The organism is Amedibacillus sp. YH-ame10, from assembly GCF_053848885.1.
The window spans coordinates 49377-69266 of the sequence record NZ_JBSPFA010000020.1 but is presented as its reverse complement, the minus strand read 5'-3'; the positions used below and the strand labels follow the sequence as shown (position 1 = coordinate 69266).

General features: G+C 34.6%; 22 protein-coding genes. 20 read left to right on the top strand and 2 right to left on the bottom strand.

Features of this window, described 5'->3' with window-relative positions:
• A partial coding sequence (locus ACWG42_RS09935; RefSeq protein WP_455791983.1) for a hypothetical protein occupies positions 1-471 on the bottom strand: 471 nt, incomplete at its 3' end.
• 185 nt (positions 472-656) lie between these two features.
• On the opposite strand from ACWG42_RS09935, the gene ACWG42_RS09930 reads away from it, so the two are divergent.
• From ACWG42_RS09930 to ACWG42_RS09845, 18 genes are all read left to right on the top strand, one after another.
• On the top strand, positions 657-926 hold the full coding sequence (locus ACWG42_RS09930; protein WP_455791982.1) for a DUF1905 domain-containing protein: 270 nt from the start codon (positions 657-659) through the stop codon (positions 924-926).
• Positions 927-1025: 99 nt separating this feature from the next.
• Positions 1026-1232 carry a heavy-metal-associated domain-containing protein gene (locus ACWG42_RS09925; RefSeq protein ID WP_455791980.1) on the top strand — a complete coding sequence of 69 codons (207 nt, stop codon included), beginning with the start codon at positions 1026-1028 and terminating at the stop codon, positions 1230-1232.
• An 88-nt stretch (positions 1233-1320) separates the two neighbouring features.
• The gene (gene priA / locus ACWG42_RS09920; protein WP_455791979.1) at positions 1321-3489 is read left to right on the top strand and encodes a replication restart helicase PriA; all 2169 of its coding nucleotides are present in this window, start codon (positions 1321-1323) and stop codon (positions 3487-3489) included.
• A gap of 12 nt (positions 3490-3501) precedes the next feature.
• Positions 3502-4281 (top strand): phosphatase PAP2 family protein, encoded by a 780-nt coding sequence (locus tag ACWG42_RS09915; protein ID WP_455791977.1) that lies wholly within the window; start codon positions 3502-3504, stop codon positions 4279-4281.
• A complete protein-coding gene (gene rsmB, locus ACWG42_RS09910; RefSeq protein ID WP_455791976.1) occupies positions 4278-5525 on the top strand; it encodes a 16S rRNA (cytosine(967)-C(5))-methyltransferase RsmB in 1248 nt (415 codons plus the stop codon). Before ACWG42_RS09915 ends, rsmB begins: the two co-directional genes overlap by 4 nt.
• A 24-nt stretch (positions 5526-5549) precedes the next feature.
• Complete coding sequence (locus ACWG42_RS09905) at positions 5550-6794, top strand: hypothetical protein (protein ID WP_455791974.1); 1245 nt, start codon at positions 5550-5552, stop codon at positions 6792-6794.
• 132 nt (positions 6795-6926) lie between these two features.
• Entirely contained in the window at positions 6927-7049 is a 123-nt protein-coding gene (locus tag ACWG42_RS09900) for a hypothetical protein (RefSeq protein ID WP_455791972.1), read from the top strand.
• Between the two features lie 155 nt (positions 7050-7204).
• On the top strand, positions 7205-8248 hold the full coding sequence (gene rlmN, locus ACWG42_RS09895; protein ID WP_455791971.1) for a 23S rRNA (adenine(2503)-C(2))-methyltransferase RlmN: 1044 nt from the start codon (positions 7205-7207) through the stop codon (positions 8246-8248).
• 4 nt (positions 8249-8252) lie between these two features.
• Complete coding sequence (locus tag ACWG42_RS09890; RefSeq protein ID WP_455791985.1) at positions 8253-9002, top strand: Stp1/IreP family PP2C-type Ser/Thr phosphatase; 750 nt, start codon at positions 8253-8255, stop codon at positions 9000-9002.
• Entirely contained in the window at positions 8995-10695 is a 1701-nt protein-coding gene (pknB, locus tag ACWG42_RS09885) for a Stk1 family PASTA domain-containing Ser/Thr kinase (protein WP_455791970.1), read from the top strand. The genes ACWG42_RS09890 and pknB overlap by 8 nt, the downstream gene beginning before the upstream one ends.
• 1 nt (position 10696) lies before the next feature.
• A complete protein-coding gene (gene rsgA, locus ACWG42_RS09880) occupies positions 10697-11563 on the top strand; it encodes a ribosome small subunit-dependent GTPase A (RefSeq protein WP_455791969.1) in 867 nt (288 codons plus the stop codon).
• 13 nt (positions 11564-11576) lie between these two features.
• Positions 11577-12239: a ribulose-phosphate 3-epimerase gene (rpe, locus tag ACWG42_RS09875; protein ID WP_455791967.1), complete on the top strand. Its 663-nt coding sequence runs from the start codon at positions 11577-11579 to the stop codon at positions 12237-12239.
• The gene (locus tag ACWG42_RS09870; protein WP_455791965.1) at positions 12227-12847 is read left to right on the top strand and encodes a thiamine diphosphokinase; all 621 of its coding nucleotides are present in this window, start codon (positions 12227-12229) and stop codon (positions 12845-12847) included. The genes rpe and ACWG42_RS09870 overlap by 13 nt, the downstream gene beginning before the upstream one ends.
• Positions 12848-12935: 88 nt before the next feature.
• A complete protein-coding gene (locus ACWG42_RS09865; RefSeq protein ID WP_455791963.1) occupies positions 12936-13451 on the top strand; it encodes an RNA polymerase sigma factor in 516 nt (171 codons plus the stop codon).
• Positions 13448-14182, top strand: a complete 735-nt coding sequence (locus tag ACWG42_RS09860; protein WP_455791961.1) for a hypothetical protein — start codon at positions 13448-13450, stop codon at positions 14180-14182. The genes ACWG42_RS09865 and ACWG42_RS09860 overlap by 4 nt, the downstream gene beginning before the upstream one ends.
• Complete coding sequence (locus ACWG42_RS09855; RefSeq protein WP_455791960.1) at positions 14179-15303, top strand: hypothetical protein; 1125 nt, start codon at positions 14179-14181, stop codon at positions 15301-15303. The genes ACWG42_RS09860 and ACWG42_RS09855 overlap by 4 nt, the downstream gene beginning before the upstream one ends.
• Positions 15300-16166 (top strand): ABC transporter ATP-binding protein, encoded by an 867-nt coding sequence (locus tag ACWG42_RS09850; RefSeq protein WP_455791959.1) that lies wholly within the window; start codon positions 15300-15302, stop codon positions 16164-16166. Before ACWG42_RS09855 ends, ACWG42_RS09850 begins: the two co-directional genes overlap by 4 nt.
• The gene (locus tag ACWG42_RS09845; RefSeq protein ID WP_455791957.1) at positions 16163-17491 is read left to right on the top strand and encodes an ABC transporter permease; all 1329 of its coding nucleotides are present in this window, start codon (positions 16163-16165) and stop codon (positions 17489-17491) included. The genes ACWG42_RS09850 and ACWG42_RS09845 overlap by 4 nt, the downstream gene beginning before the upstream one ends.
• A 72-nt stretch (positions 17492-17563) precedes the next feature.
• Here the strand turns inward: ACWG42_RS09845 and ACWG42_RS09840 are convergent, their stop codons facing one another.
• Positions 17564-17911 carry a hypothetical protein gene (locus ACWG42_RS09840; RefSeq protein WP_455791955.1) on the bottom strand — a complete coding sequence of 116 codons (348 nt, stop codon included), beginning with the start codon at positions 17909-17911 and terminating at the stop codon, positions 17564-17566.
• Positions 17912-17969: 58 nt separating this feature from the next.
• On the opposite strand from ACWG42_RS09840, the gene ACWG42_RS09835 reads away from it, so the two are divergent.
• Together ACWG42_RS09835 and ACWG42_RS09830 are read left to right on the top strand one after the other, a co-directional pair.
• Entirely contained in the window at positions 17970-18125 is a 156-nt protein-coding gene (locus tag ACWG42_RS09835) for a hypothetical protein (protein ID WP_455791954.1), read from the top strand.
• 128 nt (positions 18126-18253) lie between these two features.
• Positions 18254-19879 (top strand): nucleoside kinase, encoded by a 1626-nt coding sequence (locus ACWG42_RS09830; RefSeq protein WP_455791952.1) that lies wholly within the window; start codon positions 18254-18256, stop codon positions 19877-19879.
• Positions 19880-19890: the final 11 nt, after the last annotated feature.

Sequence of the window (19890 nt, the reverse complement as noted above, 5' to 3'; positions counted from 1 at the left end):
ATCAGTAAGTCCTAAATCACTTTCAATATAGTCTCCATACTTAAGAATTGTGGAAAGTTTTAAATGCTTCACAACATTTTCAAAATAGTTTGTTATATTCTTAAGCTTTTTAAAATCAATACCTTTATAAGGAAGGTTCAAATCTTTTGCGATGCGATTTAAGTGTACATAGACATAACGATTGGCATGTAGATTATAAAATGATTCAACACTTTGTTGGACACAAGCAAAATCTGTTTTTAAATCAATTTTCTTTAAGGGAATTGCTTCTTGTAGTTTGCATGTAGTTGGAATTGCCACATCTCGTGAAATAAATTGGACCTTCATATGTTTTTCATCACTTACTTCAACGTACATAATATATGGAAGTTGTTTGCTCGCAATAATTAATGTATTGTTTACTTTTGCTTTTATAGGTAACATTGTATTAACTAGTAGTACGATACAAATGCCAAGTTTTTTAAGTTTCATAATCTTTCCTACTTTCTATAAGAGCACTCTAGGCGCTCGTTCGTACTTTAGTATAGCGTCCTAAGGATACATCTATGCGTACGTATTCTTTTTATATAAGGAAGCCTCGTATATAGTAAGGAAGCATCTTGTGTGATATGATAACTACATCGAATAAGAACATACTATACATAGAGGTGAATATCATGCAAAATAAAGTATATGAATTTGATGCACAGATTTTAAAGGTAGATGGAATTGATGGAGCTTATATTGAATTTCCATACGATGTGAAAGAAGAGTTTGGCAAGGGAAGAGTAAAGGTACACGCAACCTTTGATAACGAGCCTTATGATGGAAGTTTGGTGCGTATGAAAACAGAATGTCATATTATAGGAATACGTAAGGATATTCGTGCGAAGATTAACAAACAACCAGGTGATCAAGTACATGTGTGTATTCAAGAACGTGAATGAGCACCCTGTCACTTATAATAATCCAAAAAAATAAATCATGTGTCTTTAAAAGACAATAGAGAATATGATATGATAACCCTATAAAGGAGAACATTGCCTATGAAAAAAATAATTAAAGTAGATGGAATGATGTGTGAAGGTTGTGAAAGAAGAGTCAATAATGCCTTATCTTCTTTGGAAGGCGTATCATCTTGTAAGGCAAATGCCAAAGAGAATCAAGTGGTAATCGAATTTGATGAAAGCCTTGTGACAATTGAGGATATCAAGGAATCCATTGAAGAAATTGGATACGATGTCGTAGCGTAAGAGTTCTAATGTGAACTCTTTTTCTTTGCTACGTAGGAATTCTAGTGAAAATATGGTAAAATCTAGCTGTTATATAAGGAGTAAGAAAATGAAACTAGCCCATGTATTTGTGGAACACCCAATCATGCATTTAGATCACACGTTTACTTATCGTTGTGATGGTTTTGATGTGCAACGAGGGGTGCGTGTGATGGTACCTTTTAAAACCACCTTCATCATGGGATTTGTGAGTGATGTAAAAGAGGTAGATGAAAAAGAATTGGACTCCTATCCTTATGAATTAAAATATATAGAAAGTGTAGTTGATCAAGAACCATTGATCAATGAAGAACTTTTTCAATTGGGAGATTGGATGGCGAAACAATATGTTGCTCCTCGTATCAGTTGTTTCCAATGTATGTTACCAGCAAAATTAAAACCACGCTCTACTTCTGGCTCTATTAAAATGGAGGCATGGGTACGTTATATAAAAGATTGTGATAAGCTTACAAAAAAACAAGCAGATGTATTGATGCATATACGAGAAGATCAAGAAATGTTACGTTCTACCTATTATCAAATGTATAAGACACCAGGTAAGAAACTAATTGAGCTTGGTTGTGTGGAAGTATTTGAAAAAGAAGCGCAAGCTAGTTTAGGCTCTGTAGAAATAAATACAGAACGTGTTTGTTTAAGTGAAGAACAACGTATTTGTATAGAAGCGATTGAACAAGAAAAACATCATCAAGTATTTTTGTTACATGGGACTACGGGGAGTGGGAAAACAGAAGTTTTCTTGCGCCTAGCGCAACATGTAATGGAACAAGGAAAACAGGTATTAATTTTAGTTCCTGAAATATCATTAACACCTCAAATGGTAGGACGTGTAAAAAGTCGTTTTGGTGGAGATGTTGCGATTTATCACTCTGGTTTAAATGCACAAGAGAAATATGAACAATATCAACTAGTAAAACAACATCGTGTGCGTATTGTAGTAGGTACCCGTAGTGCCATCTTTATGCCATTTGATCAACTAGGTCTTATTATTATGGATGAAGAACATGATACAAGTTATAAACAAGATTCTACCCCACGTTATCATTGTCGAGACATTGTTCTTCATCGTGGTGTTGATCATGATGCGCTTGTTGTACTTGCTAGTGCCACTCCATCTTTAGAATCGTTCGCAAGAGCACATAAAAATATTTATCGTTTGTTGTCAATGCCTTCTCGCATCAATGGTAGTTTTCCTAAAGTAAAGATTGTGGAAATGCGTAAAGCCGTTGGAAATGGGGAAGATTATCTATTGTCCAATGCGCTTTTGGATGCGATTTATGAACGTTTACAAAAGAGGGAACAAATCATACTATTACTTAATAGAAGAGGGTATACACCCATTTTACGTTGTATAAGCTGTGGGTATGTACAAATGTGTCCACACTGTGATACTGCAATGTCTTATCATAAGGATGAGGGTGTTTTAAAATGCCATATTTGTGCCCATACGATGAAATTACCAAATCAGTGTCCTACTTGTGGGGCTTCTTCTTGGAGATATTTAGGAAGTGGAACACAGAAGTTAGAAGAACTAGTACAAATTAAATTTCCACAAGCAAAAATTATTCGTATGGATACAGACACAACAGGGAAAAAGAACGCACATGAAAATTATCTTCGAGATTTTGGAGAGAAAAAAGCTGACATTTTATTAGGAACACAAATGATTGCCAAGGGTTTAGACTTTGAAAATGTGACCTTGGTTGGTATTTTAAATGGTGATGCGATGTTGAATCGAAGTGATTATCGCAGTGCGGAATTAACGTATGATTTATTGGAACAAGCGAGTGGAAGAAGTGGGCGTGGAGATAAAGATGGTGAAGTTATCATCCAAGCATACGATGGTTCTCACTATGCTATTCAATGCGCTGCACAACATGACTATCTTCGTTTCTTTCAAAATGAAATGAACTATCGACATCTTGCCAATTATCCACCCTATACCTATTTAACTTCCTTTATGTTCTCTCATAAAGAGGAAGAATTGGCTAGAAAAGCAAGTCAAAAAGCACTAGAACTCTTGCAGAAGAAACAAGATATAAAAGTTCTAGGACCATCCATCTTGCATAAGATGCGCGATGAAACAAGAATCCGTATCCTCATAAAAGGTAAGAGCGAAACTCTTTTAGCGATATACGCAAAAGATGTGTACGATGGACACCTTTCAAGTAAACAAAAAGCAAGACTAGATATTGATTTAGCACCACTGATGTTAGAATAAAAGGAGATTTCCATGAAAATAAAAGAATGTATACCTTACTTAATCGCGTTTATCGCTTTGTTTGTAGGTGTATTTTATGATTATCAAATTACAGATGCATTGCATGAGAGTGTTCCTTTTGTAGGTCTTGTGTTTGAACGTATCGTTTTAATTCCAATTGAGGGAGTAGTCATGTTTACCATGTGTTTACTCTATCGAAAATATCATAAGCTTTGGATATTGATCTTGGCTTATGCAGGGGCATGGTATGTGATACAAGATAGCTTGCATTATTGGATGAATGTAAAAACTCCTTTGATGATGGGCGTTATTTTAGTTGCTTCACTTCTCTTAGTTGTGGTTTGTGTTTATATATTACGTAAGGTAAGTGATGATTGGGTAAATCGACATATCAACTTTTTTGTCTTTTATACAGCGGTATTGTTGAGTGCGGTGATTCTTACTTCCTGTATCAAACATTTTTGGGGAAGAATTCGTTATCGCGATATCGAAGAACTCTCACAGTTTTGTGTATGGTATAAACCTTGTGGACTCATTGGAAATCGGTCTTTTCCAAGTGGGCACATCACCGCAATGACGACCATCTTATGTATTTTACAATGGAAACAACATCATTTTGAAAAAGTATCCATTCTACGCTATGTGTTTGTGGGCGCCTTGATTCTTATTATGGGAGTGTCACGCATGATTATGGGAGCTCATTTCCTAAGTGATTTAGCTGCAGGTTTCCTAATTACATATACGTGTTATTTGGTGATACGTAACCTATTTATAAGGAGGGGAAAACTATGAATGCAAGATTACTCGCTTTTCGTATGTTAAAGGAAATATGTTTAGAAAAGAAATATAGCAATCTTTTATTACGTAAAGAACTTGGACAAGTGGATGTAAAAGATAGAGGGTTTGTTACACAAATTGTCTATGGAACATTACAAAATTATCGTTTATGTCGTTATCAATGGACACCTTTTGTGAAGAAGATGCCAACCGAAGAGACAGCCGTTTTATTGGATATGAGTGTGTACCAATTGTTTTATATGGATAAGGTACCTGCCTATGCCATTATCAATGAAGCTGTGAATATTACAAAGAAAGATTTGCGTGAAGGGTATGCAAACTTAGTGAATGCAATCTTACATAATGTAGAGCGTGCGAAAGAAAGAGAAGTAAGTGGAAGTAAAGAAGAAGTATTAGCAATTAAAACGTCCCATCCGGATTGGATTGTAAAGATGTGGATTGCACAATATGGCTATGATGTAGCAGAAGCTATTTGTTATGCGAATCTAGAAACAAAACCAAATGCAGTACGTGTGAACACCTATAAGACAGTGAAAGCAGATATCTTAAAGGAGAGCGACGAATTTGTTGAAGGGAAATTGAGTGAGGATGCTTTGTGGTACACAGGGAATCAATTGATTTATTCTTCCTATTATGAACAAGGACTTCTTTCGATTCAAGATGAAGCAAGTCAAATGGTCGCAAGAATTCTAGATCCTCATCCCAAAGAGAGTATCTTGGATGTGTGTAGTGCACCTGGTACAAAGTCTTGTCATATGGCAGAACTTATGAAAAATGAAGGGCGAATTGTATGTGGAGATATTCATCCACATCGTGTGGAATTGATTGGGCAAGGAGCATCTCGTTTGGGGTTGACAATCATCGAGGCAAGGACGATGGATGCTTGTACACTAAGTGAACTAGAAGGAGAAAAGTTTGATCGTGTTCTATGCGATGTTCCTTGTAGTGGGTATGGTGTTTTAGCAAGAAAAAGCGATATCAAATATCATATGGTAAGCGAAGATATGGATACTCTTATTCCGCTTCAAAAACAAATTTTGGAAACGAGTAGTTTTCATGTGAAGGATGGTGGAATTTTAGTATACTCAACGTGTACCTTAAATAAGAAAGAAAATGAAAAACAAGTAGAAAACTTTTTAAAGAATCATGGGGAATTTGAATTGTTAGAACAAAAGACCATTTATCCTTTTGAATATGAAAGTGATGGGTTCTTTATCGCAAAGATGAAAAAAGTATAAGGTAGTAATGCTGGGAGGCAGTATATGATTCATGATGGATTGAAAGAGAAATATAATGTTTTGATTGCTTATGAACGGAAGTTTCGTTTGAAACATTATAATGACGGGAACTATCAACAACAATATTTTTATTTAAACGAACAAGGTGCTAGTATTTGTTCATCTAGTACCTTTTGTCGTATGGAAAAAAATGAACTTCTCGTAGAAGAAAACCTCTACGCATTTGCGGCAACAAAATTGGGGAAGAAAGTTGCATATTTACCAAGAATAGATCAATTGTTACAGGATACCATACAACGTATATATACATGTATGGAACGTTTGGAAGAAACAACTGCAGCCAATGTGATTCAAAGTGTGTTGCCAAAATTAGAATCATGTAAAGATGTGTTATATTACGAAGAATATGTATGGCAATTTGAAATGATGAGAGATTATTTTTCTTCTTCAAAAACGATGGACGAATTGCAGTTTCAACGGATTTGTCATACCTTTCAGATATATCCATCAAACTATCAAGATATTTTAATGCGCTTTGCGTATCTTTATAGTAATATTCAAGAGATGAGTAAGAAGGAAATGATCTTACAATTATATGACTTTAAAAAGTCAAAGTTCCTTTGTAATCAAATTTGTTGTGTACAAATTGAATGTTTGCAAAAGGACCACTATCAAGCCTTATTACGGTGTCAATCATTAGAGGAACCTTTGTTAAAGACTAAGAATTATGGACAATTATTGACGCTTTATATTCATATGTTTTATTTGTTGGCATATATGGATAAGAAGGCTTCTATTCATTATATAGAAACTGCTTTAGGACTTGCGGTGGAACATGATTATTATAAGAATCGTTTATTTATGTTGTATATCAATGTAGGTTCTACCTATCTGTTGTTGAAGGAATATGAGAAAAGTATTGAGAATTTAAAGAAGTGTTGTGAACTTACGGATAATATGAAGATGAGAAACTATTTGTGCATATGTCATTGTTATCGTATGTTACATATGGAAATACCACAAGAATATAAAACTTGTCCGGCAGAGTTTGGGGATGCTATAGACCAAAGTGTATATGCATACTTTCAATCCGTAGATGATCGTAAAGGGGAACAAAACAAACGTTTCATTCTTCATAAGGTAGTGAAGAAACTACAAAAGAGCGATGATTTATATTTTCGTATATTAAAAGATGAACTTCATTTATTGGCAATTAAAACCAATCGCTTTAAGGACTATGTGAACTTTGTAGATGAGTATGGTTTATAAAAGGGGTTGAATTGTAAAAAAAAACAGAAAAACGTCGTTTAAGTTTATGTTTTTTTAAGATTTTTTCCGAACATTAAGTTATGATTGCGTAAATGATATGATTATGGTAATTTTATAATGTTGGAGGAAGATATGATGAAAAACTTGTTATTCTTACCTATTTTATGTTTGGCATTTACACTAGCTACAGCTACTGTGACTCCTAATGGGCCAATCGTAACACCTTATGGTGGTGGAGGACTTGTAGATTTCTAATTTAGAAACTGCCAGTTGATAGAAAAATCAAAAAAACATACAGAAGGAAGTCTTTCAGGGACTTCTTTTTGTTTTATATCTGAATCTTTTCTTAATTTGTGTATAACTGTTTGTTTGGGTGGGGGTTCTGTGATAAAATAAAGTACGGTGATACAATGAAAAGTTTATATGATTTTAATTACGATGAAATGGGCGAGATGGCTCTAGAACATGGTTGGAAAAAGTTTCGCGGACATCAAATATTTCAATGGCTTTACCGTAAAAGAGTAAGTGCGATTGACGATATGAGTGATTTGTCTTTAGAGACTAGAAATGTTTTAAAAGAAAACTACGAGTTAACTTCTCTAGAACTGCGAGATAAGCAAGTTTCCAGTGATGGGACAACAAAGTATTTGTTTGCCTTATCCGATGGATCTTTGATTGAAAGTGTTTTGATGCAGTTTGATTATGGGAAGAGTATATGTGTAACATCACAGGTTGGATGTAATATGGCTTGTGCTTTTTGTGCAAGTGGTTTAACAAAGAAAAAACGAGATTTAACAAGTGGAGAAATGGTCTCACAAGTTTTGTATGTGCAACGTGATTTAGATGCGCAACAAGAACGCTTAAGTCACATCGTTGTGATGGGGACAGGAGAGCCATTTGATAACTATGAACATTTGATGAATTTCTTAAGTACTGTAAATCATGATCGTGGGCTTGGTATTGGAGCGCGTCATATTACCATTTCTACTTGTGGAGTAGTACCTAAAATATATGATTTTGCGAAAGAACATACACAGTATAATTTGGCAATTTCACTTCATGCCCCAAATGATAAATTAAGAGATTCTTTAATGCCAGTGAATAAGGCATATCCTTTAGAAGAACTCATGCAGGCAATACGCTTTTATGCAAGTGAGAATAATCGAAGATTAACGTTTGAATATATTTTATTAAGAGGCGTAAATGATCATAAAGAGCACGTGAATCAGTTGGCGAAACTTTTACACGGATTAAATGCGTATGTAAATTTGATACCATATAATGCAGTGGATGAAAATGGATTCCAGGGTGTTTGTTATGAGGATGCGATGGTGTTCTATGACGCACTTATGAAACGTGGCATTCGTTGTACAATACGTAAGGAACATGGTGCAGATATTGATGCGGCATGTGGTCAGCTTAGAGTAAAACATATTAGAAAAGAAAATGTGTGAGGTGATGAACTTGAACTGTTATGGAAAGAGCCATGTAGGGCTTAAAAGAAGCGAAAATCAGGATAGCTTTTTATTGATTGAGAAAGAACATCAAACTCTAGCGATTGTTTGTGATGGAATTGGTGGAGGAAATGCTGGAGATGTTGCAAGTCGTATGGCAACCGCGCATTTGAAAGATCGATTTGAAAAAACAGAAGTCGTAGAAAGTGATATCGAAGTAAAACATTGGCTAGAAAAAGTGATACAAGAAGCGAATGATTTGATTTTCACGCAGTCTACAAAAAAAATTGAACAAAAAGGAATGGGAACGACCCTTGTAGGTGTTTTAGTATGCGAACAAGCGACCTATATCTTTAATGTTGGAGATTCTCGTACGTATGGATTATATGAAGATGATTTCCTTTGTTTAACAGAAGATCATACATATGTTGCGGGATTGTTAAAACGTGGAGAAGTGAGTGAAGAGGAAGCCATGAAGCATCCAAATCGTAACGTCTTGACCAATGCTTTAGGTATTTGGGACAATGTGCAAATTGATATCAATAAGATTCAAAACGATTACCAATCATTGTTGGTATGTAGTGATGGATTGCATGGATATGTAAGTGAAGATACGATACGTTTTATTTTGGATTCAAAAAATCATAGTACACAAGAAAAAGTAGAAGTATTGGTGCAAGATGCACTAGATGCAGGAGGCTATGATAATATTACGGTTATCATTTTAGAAAAGGATGGGGTACAGCATGGATAAAATGATTGCGGAACGCTATATGCTGGTATCTTCTCTTGGTGAGGGAGGAATGGCAGATGTATATTTAGCGATCGATACCATACTAAATAGAGAAGTGGCTGTAAAGATATTACGTGGTGAATTAAGTAAGGATCCGGTGACTCTTTTACGCTTTCAAAGAGAAGCAAATGCAGTTAGTAAGTTGAATCATCCCAATGTTGTAGATGTATATGATGTTGGAGAATATGAAGGACGTCACTATATCATTATGGAATATATACGTGGACGTACATTGAAACAATTAATTTCTCAGCGTGGGGCATTGCATAAAGAGGAAGCTATCAACATTATGATGCAACTGACGAGTGCAGTAGAACATGCGCATGAAAATAATATTATTCATCGTGATATCAAACCACAAAACGTGTTGGTAAAAGATGATGGAACAGTTAAGATAACAGATTTTGGAATTGCGTTAGCGCATGATACAGTACAATTGACACAAAGTGATGCAGTTTTAGGAAGTGCTCATTATTTGGCACCAGAGACTACACGTGGTGAAGTACCAACCAATCAAGTAGATATTTATGCGTTAGGTGTAGTTTTGTATGAGTTGTTAACGGGTAATGTACCATTTCATGGAGAAAACCCTGTACAAATTGCGATGAAACATTTACGCGAAGAAATTCCAAGTGTAAAAGAGTTTAATCCAACACTTCCTCAATCAGTAGAAAACATTATCATTAAGGCAACTGTGAAGAACCGTAAACTACGTTATCATAGTGCACTTGATATGTTGCATGATTTACAAAATTGTTTAAAACCAGAATATGCAAATATTGAACGATTGAGATTTCCAGAAGAGGAAGACCCAACGGTTGTGATGAATCAATCTAAAGATATACCACAGACAAAAGCACGAAAAGAAAAAGTGATACCAATCAAGGAACAACAATTAGATGAGAAAAAGAATAAGAAACTTAATAAATTGTTAGTAGGAGGAATTGTTGCGATTTGTGCGATTGTAGTGGGAGCGTTTATATTTTTATCGATGAACCATGAAAAGAAAATAACAATGCCAACGATATCCTCTTCACAAACCCAAGAGGAAGCTCAACAAACTCTAATTAATGCAGGGTTTAAAAAAGAAAACATAAAAATAGAAAAGAAGTTATCGGATAATATTCAAGAGGGTCATGCAATATCTGTATCTCCAGCGATTGGAGAAAAAACAGGAGAATCTTCAGAAATAACATTGACGATTTCAAGAGGCACCTATTTTGTGTTGGAAGATTATAAAAATCAAGCACTTAGTGATATACAAAGTAAACTAGAAGAAGAAATGCCGAAGCTAAAATTAGAAATTACAAAGAAACAAATGGCAGGTGTTCTATCAGGTAGAATACTATCACAGAGTGGAATCGATGTTGGAGAAAAACTAGATCCAGAAAAATCTTACACTTTAAAAGTTACCGTATCCGATTATATGCAATTTAAAATTGAAAATATTGTAGGGCTTACAGTGGATAAGGCAATTGAAACAATCAAAGAAAAAACAGGAGTAGAGCCAGTGTTAATACAATTGGACATCCACGATTTACCAGAAGAAGAACAAGGTACGACAAAGACAGGAGTTGTTGTGGAAGTGAATCCAGCCGAAGGTACATGGTACACACAGGATGGAGAAAGCACAATCACAATCAAGTACTACTAATATGGAGAAAGCAAGAATCATTAAGATAGTATCCAATCGTTATGAAGTTTTAAATGAAAGAAAAGAGCGTATCCTATGTGTCGCTATGGGAAAGCTACGTCAAAAAAAGTCTCCTGTTGTAGGTGATTTTGTTGAGATTGAACAATTTGATGATCAGTGCGGAATTCAAAAGATTCTTCCACGTAAAAATGAATTGATTCGTCCTAGTATTGCGAATGTAGACCAAGCCATTATTGTAATGTCTGCCAAAGATCCAGATTTTTCTACGACCTTAATTGATCGTCTTATCTTCTTGATTACATATGCGGATATCAAGCCCGTATTATGTATTACAAAGTTGGACTTGATTGAACAAGATGATCCCATTTATGAAGAAATCGCTGAATATAAACGTAGTGGATATGAAGTTTACTTAAGTGGAAAAGGGTATGCAAGCGATGCATTAGTAAATGCTTTAAAAGATAAAATAAGTGTATTAACTGGACAGAGTGGAGCAGGGAAAAGTTCCTTATTAAATCGCATTGATCCTAACTTTCATCTTCGTACGCAAGAAATCAGCAAGGCACTTGGTCGAGGAAAACATACGACAAGACATTGTGAATTGCATGCGATTGCCGGAGGATGGGTAGGTGATACTCCAGGATTTTCATCCATGGATTTTGAACATATGGAAATCGAAGCACTTGCACAAAGCATTCCAGACTTTAGGGAATATCAAGGACAATGTCGCTTCAATAACTGTATCCATGAATCAGAACCAAATTGTAAAATACGCGAGAAAGTGGATGAGGGATCCATATCAAAAACGCGCTATGAACATTATTTAGAAATTGTTACTATGATTAAACAACGTAAAATAAAATATTAAGGAGGAAAACAGAATGAAAGAAGTAGTAATTGCGCCATCGATCCTTTCTTTAGATTATGCTAGAGTGAGTGAACAATTAAAGGAATTAAATGAAAGTAATGCAAAGTGGATGCACTTTGATGTCATGGATGGACATTTCGTGCCAAATCTAACGTTTGGACCTGATTTATTAAAAGGGTTCAAGAAGGCAGTGGATATGGTCATGGATGTACATATTATGGTAAGCGATCCTAAATTCTTTGCGGATGTATTCGCAAAGGCTGGAGCGGATATCATTACCTTTCACGTAGAGGCACTTAATGATATAGATGAATGTATTGCCTTATGTCGTCATATTCGTTCCATGGGTGTAAAAGCAGGGGTATCTGTAAAACCAAAGACAGGGGTAGAAGCGTTACTTCCTCACTTACATGAAATGGATTTGGTTTTGATTATGTCTGTAGAACCAGGGTTTGGTGGACAATCCTTTATGGAAGATACACTTGATAAAGTACGCATATTGCGTGAGAACATAGAAGCTCAACACTTGGATACACGAATTGAAATCGATGGTGGAATCAACGAAGAAACTGGACGCAAAGCTATTCTAGCGGGTTGTGATGCATTGGTTGCGGGAAGCTATGTCTTCAAACAAAACATTGCACAAGCAGTAGACTCCTTGTTATGCGTAAAATAATATTAGTTGCGGGCATGAGTGATACACTTAGCTATGATGAAACTTACGATTATATCGGTGTAGATCATGGTGCCTTTGTATGCATGGAATTAGGGATTCCATTAGTGGCAGCTATCGGAGATTTTGATAGTATCAGTGAAGAAGTATACCAACAATTAGTAACGTATACAAATGTTGAAAAACTACCTGCACAAAAAAATGAAACCGATAGTGAAGAAGCGATTCATTACGCAATGAAGCTTGGATATGAAGAAATTATCTTATATGGTGGATTGGGTGGTCGTATCGATCATGAACTTGCGAACTTGCATTTGATGATACATCGACGTTTGCCAATTACTCTTATGGATAAAAACAACATTCTAAAAGTACTGTTGCCTGGTGAATATACAATACAAAAGGAACATAAGTATTTATCCTTTTTAGCACTAGAGGAAAGCTGTATAAGCGAAACAGGAGTAGCGTATCCTCTTTATGAGCAGAAGTTAGTACCTTCTGATATCTACTCTATTTCCAATGAGTTTGAAGGAGAAGAAGCCCATATCATTTTACATTATGGACGTATGTTGATGATGCAAAGTGATGATAATACATGCACAGGATGTTAAGTTCTGTGTATTTTTTTTGCGAATTTATGAAAATAATTTCGTCTTTCTTATATAGAAATCGTTAAACAGTATGAAGGGAGGAACTTGTGTGAAAAAAACAGCAACACTTGCTGAAGATGAAATAGAACAGATGATTCATGAGAATTATCCAAAGATATATGCATATGTCTACCGTAGAATCTTACATACTTCTTTGGCAAAAGATATTACACAGGAGACTTTCTATCATTTTTTCGCAAATGTAGAAAAATACGAAGAACGTGGAAAACTACTACCTTATTTATATCGTATTTCGGCGCATCTAATCTTTGATTATACAAAATCAAGAAAGATTACAGAAGAACTGAAAGAAGAACTCCTAGTGGATCATCAAAATGATGTAAAATATGTAATTCAAAGCAATGAAGAAAAGCATATCTTACGCAAATGGATCAAAGAACTTCCCCAGCACTTACAAGAGGTGATTGTATTACGTTTTGATGAAGATTTAAAATTTAAAGACATTTCTTTGATTACAAACGTAAATGTATCAACAGTTAAATCAAGGGTGAAATTGGCCATCCACTTATTACAAGAAAAAGCTCGAAAGGAGGGCTGGAAATGAAAGAAGAATGGATAACATTAGAAAACATTGAAATTCCAGAAATATCAACGCAGGACATTTTGGAAACGATACAATATTCTCAAAAAATTATAAAGCGAAATCGGTTCAAAAAAGAAACAAAATTCTATAAAACGTTCCTAGATGTATTTCGACTACAAGCTTGGAAACTCTTTGTAATAGAAAGTGTGCTGGTTGTTTGTATTTTAATAGCTGCTTGGATGCACATAAAGCTTTCACTACAAAGTAATACACTCGCCTTATTGATGCTCTTTGCGACGATACTTTCAAGTGTGATCGCTGTTGAGTTTCTTTCAAGTGATTTCTTCGGTATGCAAGAAGTAGAGTGTGCATGTGGAATAGCATTTGAACGTTTACTACTTTGGAAGATGCTATTATTAACGTTGGTTTCGATTGCAGGAATACTTGTTGTTTCGTTATATTTATCTTTCTATAGTGAGTATAATTTTTGGGTATTAATGAGCGGTGGTTGTGTTCCTTTCTTTTTTATCAATGCCCTTATTCTGCACTTTTTTAAACATCATCATGTGATGAATATTTTTGTTGTTTTATATGCATTTTTGCTTTCCCTTTCATTTCTTATGGAAAGCACAAATATCGCTGAATATATTGCTAGTTTTTTAGAGCGCTGGGGAGTATTTACGTTAACACTTATCATTCTCTACTGGGTTATCACTATATTTCACAAACGATATCGAAGGGATGAACTATGAAACTCGTATTATATTATGAAATAAAAAAGCTTTTGTATTCTTGGAAACGTTGTGCTTTACTTGGCATTGTTATCTTGAGTCCATTTGTTCAAGTTCTTGTTGTTGAGTGGATGGATCAAAGAAATGTAATATACAACGAAAATTCATCAATAAGCGTTCAACAACAAAAAGAGGAGATGGACACTTTACGCAAAGATATTGCTGGAAGTGTAACTCCCACCTATATAGAAAAAAGAAAACAAGAATTGAATGCCTTACAAGAAGAAAGTGTAGATGTCAATGATATTCACTATCAAACAATTCACCATGCGTACTATGATACCTTTAATTACTACAATTTTAGGCAAGGTATTTTATATTCTAAGGATGCACCCGATGTAGTGAAACAAGATATTCTCAATCATACACCCCAATATGGACCATATGAGGGATGGCTTGATCGAATGGAAATCTATAAAAACAGTGCTTTATGTTACCTGGTGGTTTGTGTGTTGTTGTTTGGAAATTTGTTTAATCAAGAACATGCGGTAGGTATTATGGATTTGTTGAAAAGTTCAAAGCTAGGCAAACGACAACTTGCGTGGGCGAAAATACTTTCCACATGGATCATTACGATTATCATGGGACTATTGATGTATGGAGTGCTAGAGGTTTCCTCACAGATCTTTCTAGATCTTTCTGGAAGTGATACAACCATTTTGATGTTTGAAAATGCTTTCCAAATCTATAATTTTTCGCAAATCAATATGCAAGCTTTTCTATTGACGATGATTGCGGGATTAGGGTGTTCCTCGCTTTCTCTTTTCACCTCCACATTGTTTCAAAAGCCACTGCATTCCCTGATGATTGCTGGTTGTATCTTTATCATTCCACAGTATATTGCAATTGAAATACAAGGGTTCTCACTCACACAATTGTTTCCTTCTGTATTTGTACAGTTTCAAGGACGTATACAAATCATGAGTAGCCCATGGCTTGTATTTCCAAATAACTATGCTGTTTCTAGGACGGTAGGTCTCACTTGTATTTGGGGTGTTCTATGCGTTATCTTGACTCTATTAACGTGGTATTTACATTGTAGAAAAAAACAGAATTTCATAAGAAAGAAGGGTATATCATGAACTTATCTATACGTGATCTTACAAAACGATATGGCTCCCTAACGGCAGTCAATCATATGAATGTGGAATTACATTCTGGCATCATTGGTCTTTTAGGGGCAAATGGTAGTGGGAAAACGACCTTATTAAGAATGTTGGTAGATGTACTACCAGCAGATGAAGGGACGATTTTATACGATGATTTAGAAATTAGCAAACATCGTGAAAAGTATCTATCAGAAGTTGGCTATTTACCTCAGGAAATAGGAATGTATCCTAGTTTTAAAGTGGAAGAATTTCTACAATATATGGGGGCCATAAAAGGGTTGTCCAAAGACTATACAAAGCAAAGAATCAATGAACTATTACCTCTTGTACATTTAGATAAGGTACGTAAGAAAAGAATAAAAACATTATCGGGTGGAATGAAACAACGTCTTGGCATTGCCCAAGCTCTATTGAACGATCCTAACATACTCATACTAGATGAACCAACAGCAGGCTTAGATCCCAAAGAGCGAAATCAATTTTCTAGAATGTTATCTCAAATTGCTGTAGATAAAATCATTTTGTTATCAACACATATTGTATCTGATGTAGAAAGTATTGCACATCAAATCATGATTATGAAACAAGGGGATTTGATTGCTTATGATACAAGTGAACATCTTTTAGAAGCGATTCGTGGAAAAGTAAAAGAAATCACATTGCCGCGTAGTGAGGCAAACAAACTTTCAAAGTACTGTCTTATTTGTAGTCAAAAGGAAAGCGCTGATGAAATTTGTTTACGCCTTATTGATGAACATAATAAAGTGGAGGCAAATGTTGTGGAAGAGACACTAAACGATCTTTACTTATACTACTTTGAGGAGGAGACAGAATGAAACTCTTTCAATTAGAGTGTAAAAAAATATTATCTTCCAGATTAAATCTAATACTATTAGTCTTATTTACAGTTCTATCTATTTTCTTTTTTCAAAGCAATTTAGAAACAAATACTTCTTATACACATGCGGATGGATCGCTAATGAGTGAAAAAGAAGTTGCACAATACATTGATGAAGAAAAACAAAAGTGGACAGGCGCTATGGATGAGGAGTGGTACAAAAAACTAGAAAAAGAGTATCTTATAGCTGACCGCCGTATGGAGGAGCAAATTTATGATTTTAAAAAAATAGAAAATACCTATGGAACTGATTGGTACGAGGATTATAAATCTAATGGAAGTAAGTATGTATCGGAGGATGCGCCTAAAGCTGAAAAAGAAGGAAGGAGAGTTTTATTCTATAATGATAATATTACACATACAAAAGAATCTCTTAAGGATAATGTAATCTATAGCATTTATATGAATTATGCGGAAACAATGGTAGTGAAAAAGCCTTGGAATTATAAAGATGGTATCGATGGAGCATTGTATTCTATGTATGATAATTCAAAAACACCTTCTTTCATTTATCCAAGATTGGTATATTCCAAGAGTGAGCTTTTGTTCATGAAAGATGTGATGAACAATAAAGGTACTTTCCATTATGGAAATAGTAAAGAGTGGCTGAATATCATTGAAACTATCGCAATGACTGGTTTGTTATTGTTGATTTGGATGGTTTTTATCGCAAGTGATATACTCAATAAAGAACGTAAAAAAAATATGTTGGAAGTATTATCTAGTTGTCCAAAAGGAAAAACAAACTTGTTTTTCTCAAAGGTTGCGGCAGTTATCGCGTGTGGAATGATTGGAATCGCAGTTATGGTGGGAGCATTTATGGTATACGCAGGACTAGGTGGTTATATAGGGGACGCTATGGTAAATATGACGGAAGGAAAATATGCAATTTGTCTATTTACATATGGAGAGGCGTTTTGTATATCTATATTTTATCTTATGATAGGAGTCATTATTGTTGGAACAATAGGAGTTGTAGTATCTACTTATATAAAATCTAGTTATCGCAGTTTAGCGGTTCTATTCCTACTAATATTTGTGCCTAGTTTTATAAGCTCGTATCTTTTCCCTTTTGATATTTATCTTCCAATAGAGCTTATGAAGGCAGGAGATATGACAATATATGATCCAATAACAACCTTGTTTTCAACGGTTGCATATACATGGATTGTATTACCAATGGTATGGTTTCCAATATGTGGAGTGATGCTGTATATTACATGTAAAACATATAAGAACAGGAAATATAGATGCATATCATAATTGTAAACAAATGGTTTTGTATCAATAAAAAACGAAAAAAAGAGGAAGTTTTAGTTCCTCTTTTTCAAATTCTTATTTTCCTAAATATGATTTTATTCTATCTCTTTCAGATTTGATGGAATCTAAATCAGGGCTAGGTCTCAATAATTCGCTTGCTATTAATTGTGCTGACATGCCTAACATAGTTGTATTGTGATCATCTCCAGTGAAACGTGAAGCCAAATCATCTGCTTTTTCTGATGCAACTGTTGCGGTTTCATCTCCTGTAATATAATCTTCAACCAATTCCAATAAATTTTCTCCTGCTTTGTAAGTGTCCTCGGACATTCCTTCTGGGATACTGCTTTCTCCTCCACCTCCACATGCTGTAAGTGAGATGCATAAGAATGCCATACATAATACTAATAGAATTTTTTTCATAAAATTTCCCCTTTTCCTTATACATTTATATTATCATAGGAATCTATGAAACACAATTATGTTTCATAATATTTCTGCTTTTCGTAGTGTTGATACGATAGATTGTGTGAATGAAATCCGTTGGGTATCTTATGAACGCACAAGTGATAAATATATGAAAGCTTGTATAATGCTGTACATTCAATCTATCATGACCATATTTGTAATCTTGTGAATTTATCTATAAGGAATAACAAGTGGAAAGATATGATAAACTTAGAGATACTTTTTCTCATGTATTGCATAAAGATGTAGTATAATTAAAATAATATAAGCAAAGAAATCACAAGGAAGGTGAATGATATGATACATTTAATATTAGAAGATCATTCTGTTATTGAGATAAACAAAGGAGATTCACTTTTTTCTGTTGTACAAAAGCGTGCAGATGCTCAACATATTTATGCCATAATTTTGAATGGCAAACTGCATGATCTTAATTACCAAATAAAAAATGGTGGAACACTACAGTTTGTATATGATACAAGTGAAACAGGGCGTCTTATTTATGAAAGGACACTGAGTTTTCTATTGATTGCGGCTGTTTATGAACTCGATAAAGATGCAATTGTACATGTAGAACATTCCTTATCTGATGGACAATATTGTGAAATTGAAAAGGATGGTTTTTTAACGCCGAAAGATGTTCGTAATATAGAACAAAAGATGAAAGAAATCATCAAACGAAAAGAAGTGATTTTTAGAAATGTTGTATCTACTCAAGATGCGGTCACATTGTTTTGCGCAAAGGGTATGAAGGATAAAGCACAGTTATTAAAAAATCGAAAAAGTAAATCTAGCAGTATTTATACGTTATGTGGATATGAAGATTACTTTTATGGGATCATGTTACCAGATACTTCTTATATACAGCATTTTTCAATTCGTTATTATGCTCCAGGACTATGGATTTCTCCAAGTGATACATTTAAAAATCAAACGAAATTATTCCAAGTTTTTCAAGAATATGAAGAATGGGGAAAACTCATTGGTGTATCCAATGTATCTTCGTTAAATCAAAATATCATAGATGGAAAAATGGATGATATGGTACTCATGAGTGAAACCATGGTGGAAAAGAAGCTAAGTGAGTTGGCAAGTAACATTGTTACCCAACACGCTCATACCAAATTTATTTTGATCGCAGGTCCTAGTTCGGCAGGGAAAACGTCCTTTGCGAATCGTTTGTCCATTCATTTAAAAATATTAGGAAAGAATCCAGTTGCGATTTCTATGGATAACTATTATCGAAATCGTGAAGATTGTCCAAAACTTGCGGATGGAAGTTATGATTTTGAAAGTTTAGAAGCTTTGGATTTAACCTTGTTCAATGAAACGATGTTAAAGTTGCTTCATAAACAACCTGTGAAATTACCAGTATTTAATTTTATGACTGGTATGAGGGAATGGCAATCTCATGAAATTGTACTTCAAGAAGATGATATCCTCATAATAGAAGGAATTCATGGCTTAAATCCACAAACATCTGCGTATCTACCAGAAGATGCGAAATTTAAAATTTATATCAATGCACTTACGCACCTAAACTTAGATGAGCATAATCGTATACCTACGAGTGATTATCGTTTGATTCGAAGAATCGCAAGAGATTATCGTACACGTACTTGGAGTGCACAATCTACCATTCATTTTTGGAAAAATGTAAAACATGGAGAAGATACGTATATTTATCCATATCAAGAGGAAGCCGATGTCATCTTTAATACATCTATGATTTATGAGCTATCTATTCTAAAGAAGACAGTTGTACCATTACTAGCGCAAGTAAAACCAGAAGAAGTTGAATATCTAGAAGCGAATCGACTAAATAAATTCTTGGAATACTTTGTGGAAGGAGAAGAAGGTGCGATACCACGTCATTCCATCCTTGCGGAATTTATTGGTAATAGCATTTTTGATGTTTCATAAATGAAAAGAAC